This window comes from Corallococcus interemptor (assembly GCF_003668875.1).
GTDB classification, from domain to species: domain Bacteria; phylum Myxococcota; class Myxococcia; order Myxococcales; family Myxococcaceae; genus Corallococcus; species Corallococcus interemptor.
Genome location: NZ_RAWM01000171.1, coordinates 1 through 16,258, shown reverse-complemented (window position 1 = coordinate 16,258; position 16,258 = coordinate 1). Strand labels below are relative to the sequence as shown.

General features: G+C 69.6%; 10 protein-coding genes. 7 read left to right on the top strand and 3 right to left on the bottom strand.

Features of this window, described 5'->3' with window-relative positions:
* The 3 genes from D7X96_RS35620 to D7X96_RS35610 all read left to right on the top strand — a co-directional run.
* On the top strand, nucleotides 1–1,374 hold a 1,374-nt coding region (locus D7X96_RS35620), incomplete at its 5' end, for a TolC family protein (protein ID WP_244219835.1).
* A 26-nt stretch (nucleotides 1,375–1,400) separates the two neighbouring features.
* Nucleotides 1,401–2,543 (top strand): efflux RND transporter periplasmic adaptor subunit, encoded by a 1,143-nt coding sequence (locus tag D7X96_RS35615; protein WP_120552234.1) that lies wholly within the window; start codon nucleotides 1,401–1,403, stop codon nucleotides 2,541–2,543.
* A 27-nt stretch (nucleotides 2,544–2,570) separates the two neighbouring features.
* The gene (locus D7X96_RS35610) at nucleotides 2,571–5,729 is read left to right on the top strand and encodes an efflux RND transporter permease subunit (RefSeq protein WP_121724927.1); all 3,159 of its coding nucleotides are present in this window, start codon (nucleotides 2,571–2,573) and stop codon (nucleotides 5,727–5,729) included.
* Nucleotides 5,730–5,817: 88 nt separating this feature from the next.
* On the opposite strand, the gene D7X96_RS35605 is transcribed toward D7X96_RS35610, so the two are convergent.
* Entirely contained in the window at nucleotides 5,818–6,804 is a 987-nt protein-coding gene (locus D7X96_RS35605; protein ID WP_121771743.1) for a hypothetical protein, read from the bottom strand.
* 241 nt (nucleotides 6,805–7,045) lie between these two features.
* On the opposite strand from D7X96_RS35605, the gene D7X96_RS35600 reads away from it, so the two are divergent.
* Nucleotides 7,046–8,767 (top strand): phosphopantetheine-binding protein, encoded by a 1,722-nt coding sequence (locus tag D7X96_RS35600; protein ID WP_158626671.1) that lies wholly within the window; start codon nucleotides 7,046–7,048, stop codon nucleotides 8,765–8,767.
* Entirely contained in the window at nucleotides 8,764–10,446 is a 1,683-nt protein-coding gene (locus D7X96_RS35595) for an AMP-binding protein (protein ID WP_158616314.1), read from the top strand. The genes D7X96_RS35600 and D7X96_RS35595 overlap by 4 nt, the downstream gene beginning before the upstream one ends.
* 6 nt (nucleotides 10,447–10,452) lie before the next feature.
* Here the strand turns inward: D7X96_RS35595 and D7X96_RS39750 are convergent, their stop codons facing one another.
* Nucleotides 10,453–10,797 carry an AgmX/PglI C-terminal domain-containing protein gene (locus tag D7X96_RS39750; protein ID WP_158616315.1) on the bottom strand — a complete coding sequence of 115 codons (345 nt, stop codon included), beginning with the start codon at nucleotides 10,795–10,797 and terminating at the stop codon, nucleotides 10,453–10,455.
* Nucleotides 10,798–11,217: 420 nt separating this feature from the next.
* On the bottom strand, nucleotides 11,218–12,507 hold the full coding sequence (locus tag D7X96_RS35585; RefSeq protein ID WP_147468481.1) for a lanthionine synthetase C family protein: 1,290 nt from the start codon (nucleotides 12,505–12,507) through the stop codon (nucleotides 11,218–11,220).
* Nucleotides 12,508–12,729: 222 nt separating this feature from the next.
* Here D7X96_RS35585 and D7X96_RS40175 point away from each other — a divergent pair, with 222 nt between their 5' ends.
* Both D7X96_RS40175 and D7X96_RS35580 read left to right on the top strand, forming a co-directional pair.
* Complete coding sequence (locus D7X96_RS40175; RefSeq protein ID WP_158616316.1) at nucleotides 12,730–12,867, top strand: hypothetical protein; 138 nt, start codon at nucleotides 12,730–12,732, stop codon at nucleotides 12,865–12,867.
* Nucleotides 12,868–12,942: 75 nt separating this feature from the next.
* A complete protein-coding gene (locus D7X96_RS35580; RefSeq protein WP_147468480.1) occupies nucleotides 12,943–16,173 on the top strand; it encodes a lantibiotic dehydratase in 3,231 nt (1,076 codons plus the stop codon).
* Nucleotides 16,174–16,258: the final 85 nt, after the last annotated feature.

Here is a 16,258-nt window from a genome sequence, read left to right as displayed (position 1 = left end):
TCCCCGGCCCCCCAGCAGCAGCCCCCTCCCGAAGCCAGCGCCGCCACGTCCGCGCCGGCTCCCGTCCCCTTCCAGCCGAAGGTGGAAGACCCCATGCTCGCGCCCGTCCCGCCCGCGGCGGAGCAGGTGAAGACGTGGGACGACGCCCTCACCCGGGTGCGCCAGCGCTCCACGGACCTGCGCAACGCGGAGGCCGGCGTGACGCGGGCGCAAGGGCGCTGGCGCCAGTCGCTGGGCCTCTTGTTGCCCAACGCGCGAGCCAACGCGGGCGTGGGCGTGGACGTGCTCCACCCGGACGTGCCCTCCGCCGCGGGCGGCGGCTTCGTGGGCGGCTCCAACCCCGGCGCCGGGACCCAGGCTCCCAGCGCGCCCCTGGGCACGCTGTCCGCGACCCTCACCCAGTCCATCATCGATGTGGGCGCGTGGCGGGGCCTGTCCTCCGCGAAGGCGTTGGAGTCCTCGGCGGCGGCCAACCTCCAGGACGTGCAGCGCCGCCTCACCCAGGGGCTGGCGCAGGTGCTGGTGGCCACGGTGGCCGCCGAGCGCGCCGCCGAGATCAACCGCGTGGGCCTGCGCCAGGCGCTGGAGCGCCAGTCCATCACCCAGCGCTCCTTCGAGCTGGGCGCCGGCACGCAGCTGGACGTGGTGCGGGTGAGCCAGGACGTGGCGGTGGCGCGGCAGGCGCTGGTGGCCGGCGACGAGCAGCTGCGCCGCACGCGCGAGTCGCTGGGCCTGTCGCTGGGTGAGGACCACGGCGTGGGCGTCAACCCGGACTTCAACCTCTCCGGCCTGGTGGAGCAGACCCGTCAGCAGTGCGCCCCCCTGCAGGACCTGGCCAACCGGCCGGACCTGGTGGCCCAGCGGGCCAACGTGGACGCGGCCCGGGAGAGCCGGCGTCAGGCGTCCGCCGGTTACCTGCCCACCCTGGGACTGAGCAGCACGCTGGTGGGTTTCACCACCGACCCCGGCTTTGGCCGCTTCGCCACCTGGAACGTGTCCGCGGTGCTGTCCGTGCCCCTGTGGGAGGGCGGTCAGCGCGGGGGGCTGGTGCGCGAGCGCGCGGGCATTGAAGAGCAGGCCGCCCAGGCCTCCGAGGCCACCCGCCGCAACGTGGGGGTGGAGGTGTCCCGCGCCCGCCGTGGAGTGGAAGTGGCCGAAGCCTTGTTGAAGACCGCCGCCGAGTCCCTGGAGCTGGCGGACCGGACGGACCGGCTCACGCGCCGGGCCTTCGAGGTGGGACGAGGTAGCAGCTTGGAGCTGGTCCAGAGCGGAGCTGCCCTCCGCCAGGCCCAGCTCGCATTGGTTTTGAGGGAATTCGAGCTCGTCCAGGCCCGCCTGGACGCGTTCCTGACGGAGGCCCGGTGCGACTGGTGACGAGGGTACGCCCCCTGAAGGCGCTGATGACGAAGACGGTGTTGGGCGCGGCGCTGGTGGCCGGCGCGGCCGGGTGCTCGGGCAAGCCGGAGGCGAAGGCCCCTCCTCCGCCGCGCGAGGTCCAGGTCGTGGCGCTGGCACCGCGCGAGGTGCGGGACACCGGTGAATACCTGGGGTCGCTCCTGTCGCGGCAGAGCGTGTCGGTGCTGCCGCAGGTGAACGGCTACATCCGCAAGATCCTGGTGAAGCCGGGCCAGAAGGTGGAGGCCGGCACGCCGCTGATTGAAGTGGACGCGCGGCAGGAGACCGCGGCGCTGGACAGCGCCCAGGCGCAGCAGAGCTCCTCCGCGGTGGAGCTGGAGCTGGCGAAGCGCACCCTGGCGCGTACGGAGTCCCTCAACCGCGAGGGCCTGGCCAGCGTGCAGGAGCTGGAGCGCGCCCAGGCGGCGGTGAAGGCGGCGGAGGCGGCGTCGCGCGCGGCCGGCGCGACGGTCGCCCAGCGCCAGGTGCAGCTGCAGTTCCACGTGGTGCGCGCGCCGTTCGCGGGCACCATGGGCGACGTGCTGGTGCGCGTGGGTGACTACGTGGGCGCCACCACGGTGCTGACGTCCGTGGCCCAGGCGGACGCGCTGGAGGTCAGCGTGTCGGTGCCGGCGTTCCGCGCGCGGTCGCTCAAGCCGGACACCCAGCTGGAGCTGTTGGATCAGCAGGGCAAGGTCATCCTCTCCAGCACCGTCTTCTACGTGGCGCCGCAGACGGATCCGCGCACGCAGCTGGTGGAGGTGAAGGCCGCCTTCCGCAACACCGTGGGCCTGCGCCCCAGTGAGCTTTTGCGGGCGCGGCTGGTGTACTCCACGCGGGACGCGCTCCAGATTCCCGCGCTCGCGGTGGTGCGCCAGAGCGGCCAGCCCTTCGCCATGGTGGTGGAGAAGAAGGACGGCAAGACGCTGGTGGAGCGCCGCCCGGTGGCCCTGGGCACGCTGGGTGACATGTCCTACGTCGTCGAAGGTGGCCTGAAGCAGGGCGACCTCGTCGCGGTGTCGTCGCTGCACATGCTCCGCGACGGCATGCCCGTCATCCCCAAGCAGGTCACCGTGAACACCGACGAGTCCTCGCAGCCGCCCCGCACCGCGTCCGGTGGCGGCGGCACCACCGGCGGCAGCCGCTAGCAGGCGAATCCAGAGAGGCGCCACACCGTGTTCGTCGACTTCTTCATCCGCAGGCCTGTCTTCGCCATCGTCTGCTCCATCATCCTGACGCTGGTGGGCGTCATCGCCATCCCGACGCTGCCCATCGCGCAGTATCCGGACCTGGCGCCGCCGCAGGTCACCGTCACCAGCACCTACGTCGGCGCCAGCGCCGAGGTGGTGGAGTCCGCCGTCACCATCCCGTTGGAGCAGGAGCTCAACGGCGTGGAGGACATGCGCTACATCACCTCCACCAGCACCAACGACGGCACCAGCACCATCACGGTCACCTTCGCCCCCACGCGCAACATCGAGGTGGCGGCGGTGGACGTGCAGAACCGCGTCAGCCGCGCCGCGGCCCGCCTGCCCGCGCAGGTGAACCAGACCGGCATCGTCGTGAACAAGGCCTCCAGCCAGATGCTGCTGACGGTGGGCCTGTCCTCCCCGGACAACCGCTACGACGCGAAGTTCCTCTCCAACTACGCGGACGTGAACCTCAAGGACGCCATCAAGCGCGTGCGCGGCGTGGGCGAGGTGCGCATCTTCGGTGAGCGCAAGTTCTCCATGCGCCTGTGGCTGGATCCGTCCGAGCTGGCCCGCCGCAACCTGACGCCGCAGGACGTGGTGCGCGCGCTCCAGGAGCAGAACCTCCAGGTGGCCGCGGGCCAGGTGGGCCAGCCGCCGTCCAGCGACGAGCAGCCTTACCAAATCGCCGTGCGCGCCCGGGGCCGCCTGGTGGAGCCGGAGGAGTTCGGCGACATCGTCCTCATGCGCAACACCGACGGCAAGGCCGTCACGGTGAAGGACGTGGGCCGCGTGGAGCTGGGCGCGGAGAACTACGCCACGCTCTTGCGCTTCAACGGCCGCACCGGCGTGGGCCTGGCCATCTTCCAGCTGCCCACCGCCAACGCGCTGGACGTGCGCGACGGCGTCATCAAGGAACTGGACCGCCTGGCCCAGTCCTTCCCGCCGGGCCTGGAGTACCGCGTGGGCACGGACACCACGCTCGCGGTGCGCGCCTCCGTCAACGAGGTGACCCACACGCTCATTGAAGCCATCGCGCTCGTCATCCTGGTCATCTTCCTGTTCCTGCACGGGTGGCGCAGCGTGCTGATTACAGCGCTCACCCTGCCGGTGTCGCTCGTGGGCACGTTCGCGTTCGTCTACCTGATGGGCTTCTCCATCAACACGCTGACCCTCTTCGGCCTGACACTGGCCACGGGGCTCGTGGTGGACGACGCCATCGTGGTCATCGAAAACATCGAACGCCTGATGGCGGAGCGCGGGCTCAAGCCGTTCCAGGCGGCGCGTGAAGGCATGAAGGAGGTGGCCGGCGCGGTGGTGGCCATCTCCGTGGTGCTGGTGGCGGTGTTCATCCCGGTGGCCCTCTTCCCGGGCACCACGGGCTCCATCTACCGCCAGTTCGCGCTCACCATCGCCGCGTCGGTGGCCCTGTCCACCTTCTGCGCGCTGACGCTCACGCCCGCCCTGTCGGCCCGGCTGCTCAAGCACCACCACGGCCCCAAGTGGGTGTTCTTCCGCAAGGTGGACCAGGTGCTGGACTGGACGCGCGACCTGTACGGCAAGGGGCTGCGCAAGCTGCTGGTGCACCCGCTCATCGTGCTGGTGGCGTTCCTCGCCTGCATCGGCGTCACGGTGATGCTGTTCCGCTCCGCGCCCACGGGCTTCATCCCGGATGAAGACCAGGGCTACGTCATCATCTCCGTGCAGGGGCCGGAGGGCATGTCCCTCAGCCAGACGGAGAAGGTGCTCCAGGAGGTGGAGGGCGTGCTCAATGCCCAGCCGGAGGTGAGCGTGATGTTCGCCATCGGCGGGTTCTCTCCCAGCGGCAACGGCTCCAACTACGCCACCGTCTTCACGGCCCTGAAGCCGTGGGAGGAGCGCACGGGGAAGGACCAGTCCGTGGCCGCGCTGGTGGAGCGTTTGCGTGGACCGCTGGGCAAGATTGGCAGCGCGCGCGTCATCCCCTTCCAGCCCCCCGCCATCCGCGGCGTGGGCAGCGTGGGCGGCTTCCAGTTCATCGTGGAGGACGTCGCCGGCACCCACTCGCTGGAGGACCTGGCCAACGCCACGCAGGAGATGGTGCAGAAGGGCAACGAGGAGGGCCGCCTGCGCGGCGTCTTCACCCCGTTCAACGCCAACACGCCCATCCTGGACGTGGAGGTGGACCGCCAGAAGGCCAAGGCGCTGGGCGTGCCCATTGAGCAGATCTTCGGCGTGATGCAGCTCTACATGGGCAGCCAGTACGTCAACGACTTCAACTACGCCAGCCGCACCTACCGCGTGTACGTCCAGGCCGAGCAGCAGTTCCGCGACAGCCCCCAGGACATCGGCTCGTTCTACGCGCGCACGGAAGGCGGGGACATGATTCCGCTGGAGTCGCTGGTGAAGGTGAGGCCCATCGTCTCCGCGCAGGTCATCAAGCACTACAACCTGTTCCGCTCCGTGGAGATCAACGGCCAGGGCGCGCCCGGCGTGTCGTCCGGCCAGGCGCTGGAGGCCATGGAGCAGGTGGCCCAGGCGTCGCTTCCCCAGGGCATGTCGTCGGAGTGGACGGGCATCAGCCTGGAGCAGAAGGAGTCCGGCGGCCAGACGATGATCATCTTCGGCCTGGGCATCCTCTTCGTGTTCCTGGTGCTGGCGGCGCAGTACGAGTCCTTCAGCCTCCCGTTCGTCATCATCCTCTCCGTGCCGCTGGCCATCATGGGCGCGCTCGGGTTGCAGGTGGCGCGCGGCTACGCGAACGACGTGTTCTGCCAGGTGGGTCTGGTGATGCTCGTGGGCCTCGCGTCCAAGAACGCCATCCTCATCGTGGAGTTCGCGGAGCAGCTGCGGGAGCAGGGCAAGAGCGCGCTGGAGGCGGTGGTGACGGCGGCGGAAGTCCGCCTGCGCCCCATCCTCATGACGTCCATCGCGTTCCTCCTGGGCGTGGTGCCGCTGATGACGGCGTCCGGCGCGGGCGCGGCGGCGCGCAACTCGCTGGGCACCGCGGTGTTCGGCGGCATGCTGGTGTCCACCATCGTCAACCTCATCTTCATCCCGGGCCTCTACATCCTCATGCAGAAGGTGCGTGGGGACGCGAAGCGCTCCAGCGGTGAGGAGGACGCGCCCCCGTCGCACGAGCCGGCCCCGGCCCCCGCGCCGTGAGCTGAGCGGCACCGTTGAAAACAGGCCGCCCTCCCCTTCCGGTACGCGAAGAGGAGGGCGGTGGTGTTTTCGGAGGACTGCGTGCGCGTCAGATTTCGTGGGCGGTCTGCTCGTACACGAGGACGTGGCGGGAGACAGGCAGCAGGATGATGTTGAGCGTGCGCCAGTTGTCGCCGTTGGGGCCGGTGCTGAACTCGCGGAAGTAGCTCTTCACCTGCGCGTTCGCGGCGTCCTCGCCGTAGGTGTCGAGGATGGCCTGGTGCAGCGGCTGGAACTGCAGGTACATCCGCGACTGGAACGCCGCATAGGTGTACGTGTCCGGGGACGGGTCGTTGCGGTAGCCCGCGTACTCGCTGCGCGCGAGCACCGCCGCCGCCGCCGCGTTCAGCGTCGCGGGCGTCGAGTACGGCCACGCGAAGTCATACCGGTCCAGGAACGAGTACATGTCCTCGCGGTACGCGTTGCCGGCGTTCACCAGCGCCTGGAGGTTGCCCTCCAGGGGAAACGCCGCCAGCGTCACCGGGGCATTGGCCGGCGCCGGGCTGGGGTTCGGCACGCACGCGCCGCCCACGCAGGACGCCTGGAGGCGGTAGTTCTTGGCCAGGCCGTTGCTCCAGCCCACCACCACCAGGTACTCGCCGGCCTGGTCGAGGGTCGCGAGCGGAAGCTTGCTCAGCTCGCCGTAACCGGAGTCGTCGTCGCCGTAGAGCGGACGGTACCCGTATCCGGACGGCGTCTTCGGGCCGTACACGTACAGGCCGGTGTCCACGCCCATGCCCGTGCCCAGGTGAGTGACTTCCAGCGCCACCTGCGTGTGCGCCGGGACGGTGAGCTTGTAGCCCTCGTAGGCCGCGGACGTGCCGGTGTTCCCCGTCACCGCGCTGCCCACGGAGAGGTTGCCCGCGATGTACAGGTAGCTGTCGAACGGCGTGGGCGGAGCCGGCACCAGCTGCTGCGTCGCCGTCGTCACCGTGTCGCCGGACCCGGGGGCCGGGGTCTGCTCCGGCTGACCGCCACAGGCGCCCATCAGGCCCACCACGGACATGCACCACACCACTGCGGTTCCACGCTTCATCGCGTCCACCTTCTCAAGGAGGGCGGGAGGGGAACCCGCCCTGGGAGTGAAACGCCCCCTGTGACAGCTTGAAGGCAGGAACTCAAGCAACAGATCAGGAGCGCCGGGGCCAGCTGCTTCGATGTCTGCCTTTCATGGGATGCCCAGACTTCCTCTGGAAAAGGCGGCCTTCACTGACAGACAGGAATGAGAGCTTGCAGGGGCAATGCCATGGAGTACTCTCCGCGCCCCTGCAAGAGCCATGAGCAACCTGCGCGGTTCCATCGAGACGCAAATCCAGGCAGCCCTTCGGCAAGTGCTTGAACAGACGGGCTGGCGCCCCAGATGGACAGCCCATGCCGTCCTCGGCGCGCGGACGCCTCAAGGTGGACGTGAGCTCCTGCTGGGCGGTGCCAGCGCATCCCTGGATGCACAGCTCGTGCGCTCGGTCGAGGAGCCGGACTCCCTTGTCGCGCTTCCCGTGCGTGAGTGGGACCAGGAATTGCGCCAGCTCTGGGCCATGGGCGCCATCTACCTCGTGGATGGCGCAAGCCACATCGCCAGCTCGGTCCGGATCAAGGGACGACGTGTCCTGATCTCCCGCTCGAAGGTGGAGGAGTTCACCCTCATCGACGGAGAGGGAGTCGCATTGATTGACAGTGAGGTTCGTGGGCATGCGGTCCTGAGCGGGCCACTGCTGCTGAAGGAAACCCAACTGGACCCACAGGCGGTGGCCGGTCCAATGGTCGTGGTGGAGCAGTCCTACGTTGCGCCTTTCGTCAAACTCCAGCGCACCGTCAGGGTCCGCGCCAGTTCCATCGGAGCGCACACGGCCCTTGAGGGCGGAAACCATGTCGAGCGCTACCCGCAGTCCAGGTCGCAGCGGCGTGGCTTCGGAGTCGAGGTCGAGCGCCAGTGTTGGCTCGGCCAGCATGTCTCGCTCTCGGGCGGAGCCCGGCTGGGAGAGGGCGTGGTGGTGGCGGCCCACTGTGCGGTCTCCTCGGACGTGGGAGAGCACGTCATCGTCGCGGGAAACCCGGCCAGGGCATTGCCGGTGGATCTCCACCTTCGAGAACTCTCCCCGGAGCAAGCACGTGAGGCAGGTTACCAGCAGGGACCTCCGGCGACCCGGTTCCCCGTCTATGGCGCGTGTACCTCCCGATGGGATGCCGCCGATGCGGTGGTGCTGCGCTATCCCCACCATGGAAGCCGTCGCGGACTGGCGGGCCCCACCCTGATTGACTTTCACCAGGGAGCCCTGGAGGCGCTCCTCGCCCAGGCGTTCCCAGACAATCCCTGTCAGGTGCTCCACAAACAAGCCGGGCCGGAGGTCGCCTTCGCGCTGCGTTTCGCTCGTCCGCCGCCACGGTATGAGAAGCCATCACCAGCCCTCACCCTGTCGCTGGCGGGAGCGCCGGGTGACCTCTCCGCCGAATCGCATCTCGAGCAGGACCTGCTCGAGGTCCTCGAGGAGCAGTCCTGCGACATGGAGCGCTTGTTCTCCGAGTGCATGGCTCGCGCATTCGAGCGCGAGGAGATCCTTGAGTGGGCGGAGCTGGAGGCCACCCTCTGCCTGCTGTCCCGGCGAGGGCGGGTACACCCCCCGCTGCTGCCCCCTGTGATCGCCTCCATCCCCTCCCTGGCCCAGCTCCTCACGAGCGAGCCCCCCGGCCTTCCCCGAGCGCCGGCCCAGGAAGCCGCGCCGGCTCAAGAGACGGGGACCCCCTCCGGGCTCCAGGGTCGCCCGCGGGAGCAGCTCTCCACCAGGACGATCCCACCGGTGCTGGAGCGGATCCTGAATGAACTCCTCGGCGACGGACGCACCGCGGAGCCGGATGTGACCTTCCTGGGACTGGGACTCGACTCGTTCGCGCTCGCCCACCTCATCGCCACCATCGAGGAGCGATGTGGAGTCACCTGCCCGGACCTCTTCATCCACAACACCCCGCGCAAGCTCGCGGCCGCCCTGACCCCGCCCGGATGAAGACTCCCACGGCCCCAGAGACGTTGAGGGAGCGGCTGGAGCACCATGGCCGCTCCCAGGGTCATGCGTGGGCGCTCCGGTTTCCGGCGCAGGGGGGCGAGACGATCGAGCTGACGTGGGCGGAGCTGGTGGAGCGGGCGCGCGGCATCGGGCTCGGGCTGAAGCGGCGAGGCGTGGCCCCGAAGGACGTCGTGGTCATTGTGTCTTCCTCGCCCCGGGAACAGGCCCTGGCCTTCCTGGGCGCCCTCTTCGCGGAGGCGGTCCCGTCGATCTACTCCCATCCCTCCATCAAGCAGCCCACCGAGCGATTCTTCGCGAGCTTCAGCCCCCTGATCTCGAACAGCGGCGCGGCGTGCCTGCTGTATTCGGACTCCCTGGCCCCGGCCATCCAAGGGTGGAGGGTTGCCTCCGGCAGCGGGGTTGCCCTCTTCCCGCTGCGGGAACTGCTCGCGGAGCCCGCTGGAGACGAGCCGCTGCCCGCCTCCGGCGGCAAGGTGGCCTTCCTCCAGTACTCGTCGGGGACGACGGGACTCCGCAAGGGCGTCGCCATCACGCACGCCATGCTGGCCTCGCAGGTCCGGGCGTATGCGGAAGCCATCCATCTCTCCTCGGGAGACCGGGTGGTGAGCTGGTTGCCCCTCTACCATGACATGGGGCTCGTGGCCTGCCTGCTCCTGCCCTGCTTCATGGGCGTGCCCTCTGTCCATCTGTCTCCCTTTGATTGGGTGCAGCGGCCGCAGTCGCTGTGGCGGGCGATAGCGGATTCGGCGGGAACGCTCGTCTGGCTGCCGAACTTCGCCTTCGAGCTGCTGGCCCAGCGCACACGCGCCGAAGACCTGGGCGCCGTGGATCTCGGGCGAGTGCGTGCCTTCATCAACTGCAGTGAGCCGGTGCGGCCCGTGACGCTGGCAAGGTTTGTCGAGCGCATGGGGCCCCACGGCGTCCGCTGGGACCAGCTCCAGGCCTCCTACGGGATGGCGGAGAACACCCTCGCCATAACCCAGACGCCCATGGGCTCCCCCCTGCGGCTCGACCGGGTGCGGCGCGCCCCGCTCCTGACGGGAGGTGAGGCGGTAGCGCTGGAGGACGGTCCACCGAGCGCCGAGGACAAGGTCTTCGCTTCGAGTGGCATCCCCATCGCAGGCTGCGAGGTGCGGATCTCCCACCGTGGAGAGCGGCGGATCGGAGAGATCGAAATCCGGAGCCCGAGCCTCTTCGAAGGGTACGTCGCCAACCCGGAGGCCACCGCCGTCTCGCGAACGGAGGACGGGTGGTTCCGGACAGGCGACCTGGGCTATCTCGCCGAGGGAGAGCTCTTCGTCACGGGGCGGCTGAAGGACCTCATCATCCACCGGGGAACCAACCTGTACCCGGAGGATATCGAGGAGGTCGTCGCGTCCATCCCTGGCTGCAAGGCGGGCCGCGTGGTCGCCTTCGGCATCACCTCCGAGCAGATGGGCACCGAGGAGGTCGTGGTGTGTGTGGAACCCGAACCGGACCTGGAGGATCCTCGAGCGTTGGCGGCCCGCATCCGCCAGGAAGTGGCGCTCCGGCTGAGCCTCGGTCTCAAGGACGTGGCGCTCTGCGAGCCGGGCTCGCTGATCAAGTCCACCTCTGGAAAGCCCTCGCGCTCGGGCAATCGCGAGGCGTATGCCTCGGGCAGGCTCGGTGGACGCTAGGCGGGCTCAGGTCCCCCCATCCCCCCGGTTCGGCTGATAGACAAAGGGATAGGTGATGCGGACCGTCCCGCCTGTCGGCGCCGAGAAGGTGGCGGAATGAAGCACCTCCACGAAGCAGGCCTGGAACCAGGGATCCGGAATGGTGGAGTCGACGATCTCCTCATCCTCGATGAATCCGGACAGCCCCTGCCCCTGGAGGGTGAAGGCGACGGTCACCTTCTGGGGCCCGGGGTAGCGCGAGGCCGCTTTCTCGAAGCACGCCTTCACGCCAGGCCGCAGGGACTGGATGACATCCCTTACGGACTCGCGAGGCAGCGTGCCCGTGTGGACCGAGGACGTCCGGCCCTCCACGGGAGGAGGAGGCGGCGGGGGCGGCGGCGATGACGGAGGGAGCGCCGCGCGAACAAGAGGCCGCGCTCCCTCATGAGGCCCGGCACGCTCCCCCGGGGAGGAGCGGACCGCGGACATCACGGGGGCCGGGGACGATGCGGAGGGCCTGTCTTCCTGGCCGGAGGATGGGGGCGGCGGCGTCCCGGGAGGCAGAGCCGCCCGCGGTTCGCGAGCACTCGACGGGAGGGAGGCCGCCGCCACCTTCACCTCGCCCGTGGGCGCGGAGGGCTCGGCCTCGGTTGCCCGCGAAGCGCCGGATGAGCCGGTCAGGAGATAGCCGGCCACCGACAGGACGGCGAAAGGCAGACACACGCCCAGGACGAGCCGCCAGGGCGCGGACCCGCGTGGTTCTTCTGGAAAAGAGGGCATGCGGCGTTTCTCTCAGGGTTCGCGGGAGGGTGCTCCAACAGCGGGAGGCCCGGGAGGCAGGTCCATCAAGAGCATACGATCCCAATGGGGCTCGATATGGGTGGTCGCCGCGAGGAGCGTGAGCGCCACCCCCGCGCTGCCCGCCAGCACACCCGGAGCATCCTGCCAGGCCTCGCTCGCCGCACCTTCGAGCTCCAGGCTCTGGTAGCCCCCGATTCCGCACCCCGGCTGGAACACGTCCAGGGTGCGGGAGAACCAGCCCCGGGCGGCCTCGAGGAGCCGCGGCTCGCCCGTCGCCTGGTAGAGGCGGTTGAACACGTGCCCGAGCCCCGCCATGCCGTGACACACCAGCGCGTCCTTGACCCGGCACTCCTCCACGGGGCGCTGCGCGGCCAGACGGGCCGTGAGCAGGGCTTCCTGCTCCCATTCAGGCACCCCCAGCTCGCGCGAGGCCAACAGCAACGCGGCGGCGACGCCCGGATCGCCATAACACCATGCGGCCCGTGCCTCCTTCGGGGGAAGGCTCCGGGCGACCCACGCGGGAAATCGTGAGGCGCCTCCCTCGGGCAGCCTCTCGCGCAGCAGGTCCCGGACCGCGTCCCGGATGAGTTCCCGCGCCGGCGGCGGCTCCCAGGCACTGCAAGCCCTTGCCAGCAGGGCGATCACCCCGGGTGACCCGTGCGCCATTCCCAGGTTGAGGTGGGGCACGTTGTAGCGCGTGCGCAGGTGGGGAGCCTGCTTTCCGGGCACCGTCCACCACCGCGCTCCCAGACCGTCGCGCTCGCTCAGCTGCTCCAGCAGCCGCACGACCTGCCCCAGGCACTCTCTCGCGGCGGAGCGCTCCGGGTACTCCAGTCCGTAGACCCCCAGGCCCACCAGTCCGCTGACGAGATCATGGCCCCCTTCCCACTCAGGGGCAGCGAGCTGGGCGCACACAAGCTCCATCACCTGCGCCGTGAGATCCTCCGGCACCTGACCGAAGAGGCACCGATGCACGTGCTCCGCGGCCCAGGCCACCCCGGTGAGGCCCGAATAGAGGCCCAGGGGCATCGGCGTACTGGCCGCGCCATCCATGGCGCGCTCGAGAGCTTGAAGCGAGAACTCCCCAGCGTCTCCTCCCACTCCCGCCCGGGAGAGATAGGCAAACAGCACGGCGATGCCCGACATCCCCCGGGACAGGGAGAAGTCACGCGCATACGTGTCCGGGCGCGCCCGGAGATCCCGAGTGATGAACTCGATCACCTGCCACGCGCGCGCGGCCTGATCACCCTCCAGAATGGGCTGCCAATCTTGTCGATGCACTGCATGCAAGACTATCAAGCCCGCGCTGGCATCCAATGCCTGATTTCCCGCTTGCCCTTGCCATGGGTTCCAGGCATTGCTAGGACAGCGCCGCTGTCCAGACGTCTGTCCATGGTGTCCCTGGCGTCAGTGCGGACAAGCCGAGCGGCCCAGGACATCCCTCACCCCAAGGAGCGTTGTCATATGGAGTCCCGTTCTCAGCCGATCCAGAGGAAGCTGACCGTGAGCAAGGAGTCCATCCGCATGCTCGCGCAGAAGCAGCTGTCCACGGAGGCGAACATGATGCCGCCGGAGACCGACACCTCGAACCCGACCAGCGGACATTGCTGCTTCGAGCCGTCCGACACCTGTCTGCTCTAGGCCCACTCGAAGGCTTTTGACTGGAGGCTGGCGCATGACGAGCGTACCGCACATCGTGCGCCAGCCTCGTTGCGGATGATGACCCGCTTCGGGCGTGAGCCTCCGCGTCGTGCGAGCACGGACTTCTTCGTGCTCCGGACTCCGCTGCTGCCCCTCCACGTGTTCTCCGAGTGGGCGTCTGGCGTTGAGCTGAGCCAGCTGGACGCCTCGCTGCCATGGGCGGAGCGCATCGAGGCCGCCAGGAGAAGTCTGCGCTCCCGGCTTCGTGAGCTGCTCGAGCTGCCCGAGGTCCACGAGGCGCTCCTCGTCTCCTCGTCCAACCTCGTTTCCAGCCTGGAGACCTGGCTGCGGACCCCGGACGGCCCCGGCGGGAGCAAGGTGGAGCGCGCCCTCGTCCGTTACCTTGCGCGGATGACGGGGCGCGCAACCCCTTTCGGGCTCTTCGCCGGGTGCTCCGTCGGCCAGCTGGGCCAGAAGACCCGGCTGGCACTCCAAGGCAGGGGGGCCTACCAAAGACAGACTCGCCTGGACATGGACTACCTGGCCTCGCTCCTCAACGCCCTGCAACAGCAAGGCGCGGTCAGGCACCATCCACGCTATTTCCCCAACTCCAGCCTCTACCGCACGGCGGGACGGCTCCGGTACGTCGAGTCCTCTCAGCAAGGCACGGAGCGGGCCTACGCGCTCGCCTCCGTGGAGGCGACCCCCTATCTCGAGTTCGTCCTGGAGCGCGCCCGGGAAGGCGCCCGTCGCGAGGAGCTGGCCCAGGCCCTGGCCGAGCGGGAGGGTGATGTCAGCGTCACGGAGGCGGGCGAGTACATCGACGAGCTCGTCACCCTCCAGGTGCTGGTCTCGGAGCTCGTCCCGGCCGTGACGCAGCCGGATCCCCTCCGGGAAGCCATCGCGCAGCTCGGGAGGAATCCATCCACGGCCCGGCAGGCCGGGCAGCTGGAGCGGGTTCATGGGCTGCTCGCCGGACTCGATGCCGCGGGGCTTGGACAACCGGAGGCGCGCTACCGGGCCGTCGCCTCGTGTGTGGAGGAGCTGCTGCCACCGCCGGAGCTTTCCAGGCTCGTCCAGGTCGACCTTTTCAAGCCCGTGGTCGAAGCAACGCTCGGGCGGGAGGTGATGGACGAGCTGCGCTCCGCCGTGGAGCTCCTCCATCGCATCAGCCCCCCGCGGCGCAATCCCCTCCAGAAGTTCAAGGAGGACTTCCTGCGACGCTACGAGCAGCAGGAGGTGCCGCTGGCCGAGGCGCTCGACGAGGACGTGGGGATTGGCTTCGAGGCCGCGAGCGGACCGGAGGCCAGCTGCTCTCCCCTGCTCAAGGGGCTGGCCTTCCCTGGCGCTCCCGAGGACACGCCGGAGTGGTCACGTGCCGGGGATCTGCTCCTGGACCGGGTCCAGCAGGTGGTCCAGGCCGGCGGACGGGTGCTTGAGCTGACGGACAAGGACGTCGAGGCGCTCTCCGCCCCAGAGAGGCTGCCGCTGCCGGAGACCTTCTTCGTGATGGCGACGCTGGGGGCCGCTTCGGAGGAGAACCTCCAGCAAGGAGACTTCTCGCTGCTGGTGCGGATGGTGGACGGGCCTTCGGGAGTGAGGCTGCTCGGGCGCTTCTGCCATGGGAACGAGGCGCTCGGCTCCGCCGTACGCCGCCACCTGCGCCTCGAGGAGGCGCTGCGGCCCGACGCCCTCTTCGCCGAGGTCGTCCACGTCCCCGCGGGCCGGGTGGGCAACATCCTCACGCGTCCCGCCCTTCGGGCCTACGAGATTCCCTACCTTGGGCGCTCCGCGGTGCCGCTTGAAGCCCAGATTCCGCTGGGAGATCTCCTGGTCTCCGTTCGCGAGGGGCGGCTCGTCCTGCGTTCCCGCAAGCTGGGCCGTGAGATCATCCCCCGCCTGACGACGGCCCACGCGCACCGGTACCCCCATCACCTGGCGATCTACCGGTTCCTCGGGGCGCTCCAGAGCGAAGGGCACGCGGGCAGCCTGACCTGGAGGTGGGGGGCGTTGGAAGGCGCGCCCTTCCTGCCGAGGGTCGTCGCCGGGCGTGTCGTCCTCGCCAGGGCGCGCTGGCTGCTGCGCGCGAAGGTGCTGGAGGAGCTGGTGCAAGGCCCCGCGCACGAGCAGGTCCGCCGGATGATGGAGCTGCGAAAGCAGCTGGGCCTGCCCAGGTTCGTCCTGCTCGCGGATGGCGACAACGAGCTGCCGGTGGACCTGGAGAATGTGCTCTGCGTGGAGTCCTTCGTGGCGCTCGCGGCGCGGCGGCGGGTGATGAGCCTGACGGAGATGTGGCCGGCGCCAGGGGAGCTGTGCGCCCAGGGCCCTGAAGGCGCGTACCTCCACGAGCTGATCATCCCCTTCGTGGGCCGCGAAGCCGGGCGGAAGGAGGTTTCCCCTCGCCCACCCGCGCCCCTCCCCGCCGGGAGACGCTCGTTCCCACCGGGCTCCGAGTGGCTGTATGCCCGACTCCACGTCGGCTCCGGCCTCGCCGATCGGCTCCTGCTCGAGGACGTGGCCCCCATTGTGAGAGCGCTCATCTCGTCGGGCAGCGCCGACCAATGGCACTTCCTGCGCTACTCGGACCCCGAGCACCACCTCCGGCTGAGGCTGCACGGCCCACCGGACGCACTGCTGCGGGAGGCCCTGCCGCGCCTGCACGACGCCCTGGCCCCCCTCCTCCAGGAGGGCCGTCTCAAGCGGTTTCAGCTGGACACCTATGTCCGTGAGCTGGAGCGGTACGGAGGCAGCGAGGGAATGCGTCTGGCCGAGGCGTTCTTCCACGTCGACAGCGAAGCGGTCCTCGCGACGCTGGAGTCCCTGGAGGGGCTGGACGGTGACGCGCGGTGGCAGTGCGCCCTCATGGGGATGGATCTGCTGCTCTCCGACTTCGGGTTCGACCTGGAGGCGAAGCACCGCATCGCCAGCCGGCTGCGCACCGCCTACGCCCAGGAGCACGGGGCGGGCAAGAGACTCGAGTCGCAGCTCAGCCGTCTCGCACGTGAGCGTCGCCCCATCCTGGAGGCACTCCTGACGGGCCAGGGCTCCGGCGGGAGCGCGGTGGCCCCGGGGCTCGCCACCTTGCTGCGCCGGTCGGAGCGCCTGGTGCCTGTTCTCTCGCGGCTCCGGGAGCTCGAGCGGAGCGGAGGCCTGTCGCAGGGGCTCGACGCGTTGGCCGCGAGCTACCTGCACCTGCACGTCAACCGGATGCTGAGGGACGCTCCGCGCGCGCACGAGTTCGTCCTCTTCGATCTCCTCGAAAGGCTCTATGCATCGTTCCTGGCGCGCGGGGTGCGCCTGGGATGATGAATGGCGTTGGCATTTGGCTTCGACTGGCGGGATTGCTGCTCGCGGTGGGCTGCGCCTCCGCGCCCGCCCCCATCACCCCACC

Coding starts and splice junctions, on each gene's coding strand:
- D7X96_RS35580 (WP_147468480.1), top strand. CDS start 12,943: ATGATGACCCGCTTCGGGCGTGAGCCTCCGCGTCGTGCGAGCACGGAC.
- D7X96_RS35595 (WP_158616314.1), top strand. CDS start 8,764: ATGAAGACTCCCACGGCCCCAGAGACGTTGAGGGAGCGGCTGGAGCAC.
- D7X96_RS35600 (WP_158626671.1), top strand. CDS start 7,046: ATGAGCAACCTGCGCGGTTCCATCGAGACGCAAATCCAGGCAGCCCTT.
- D7X96_RS35615 (WP_120552234.1), top strand. CDS start 1,401: ATGACGAAGACGGTGTTGGGCGCGGCGCTGGTGGCCGGCGCGGCCGGG.
- D7X96_RS35605 (WP_121771743.1), bottom strand. CDS start 6,804: ATGAAGCGTGGAACCGCAGTGGTGTGGTGCATGTCCGTGGTGGGCCTG.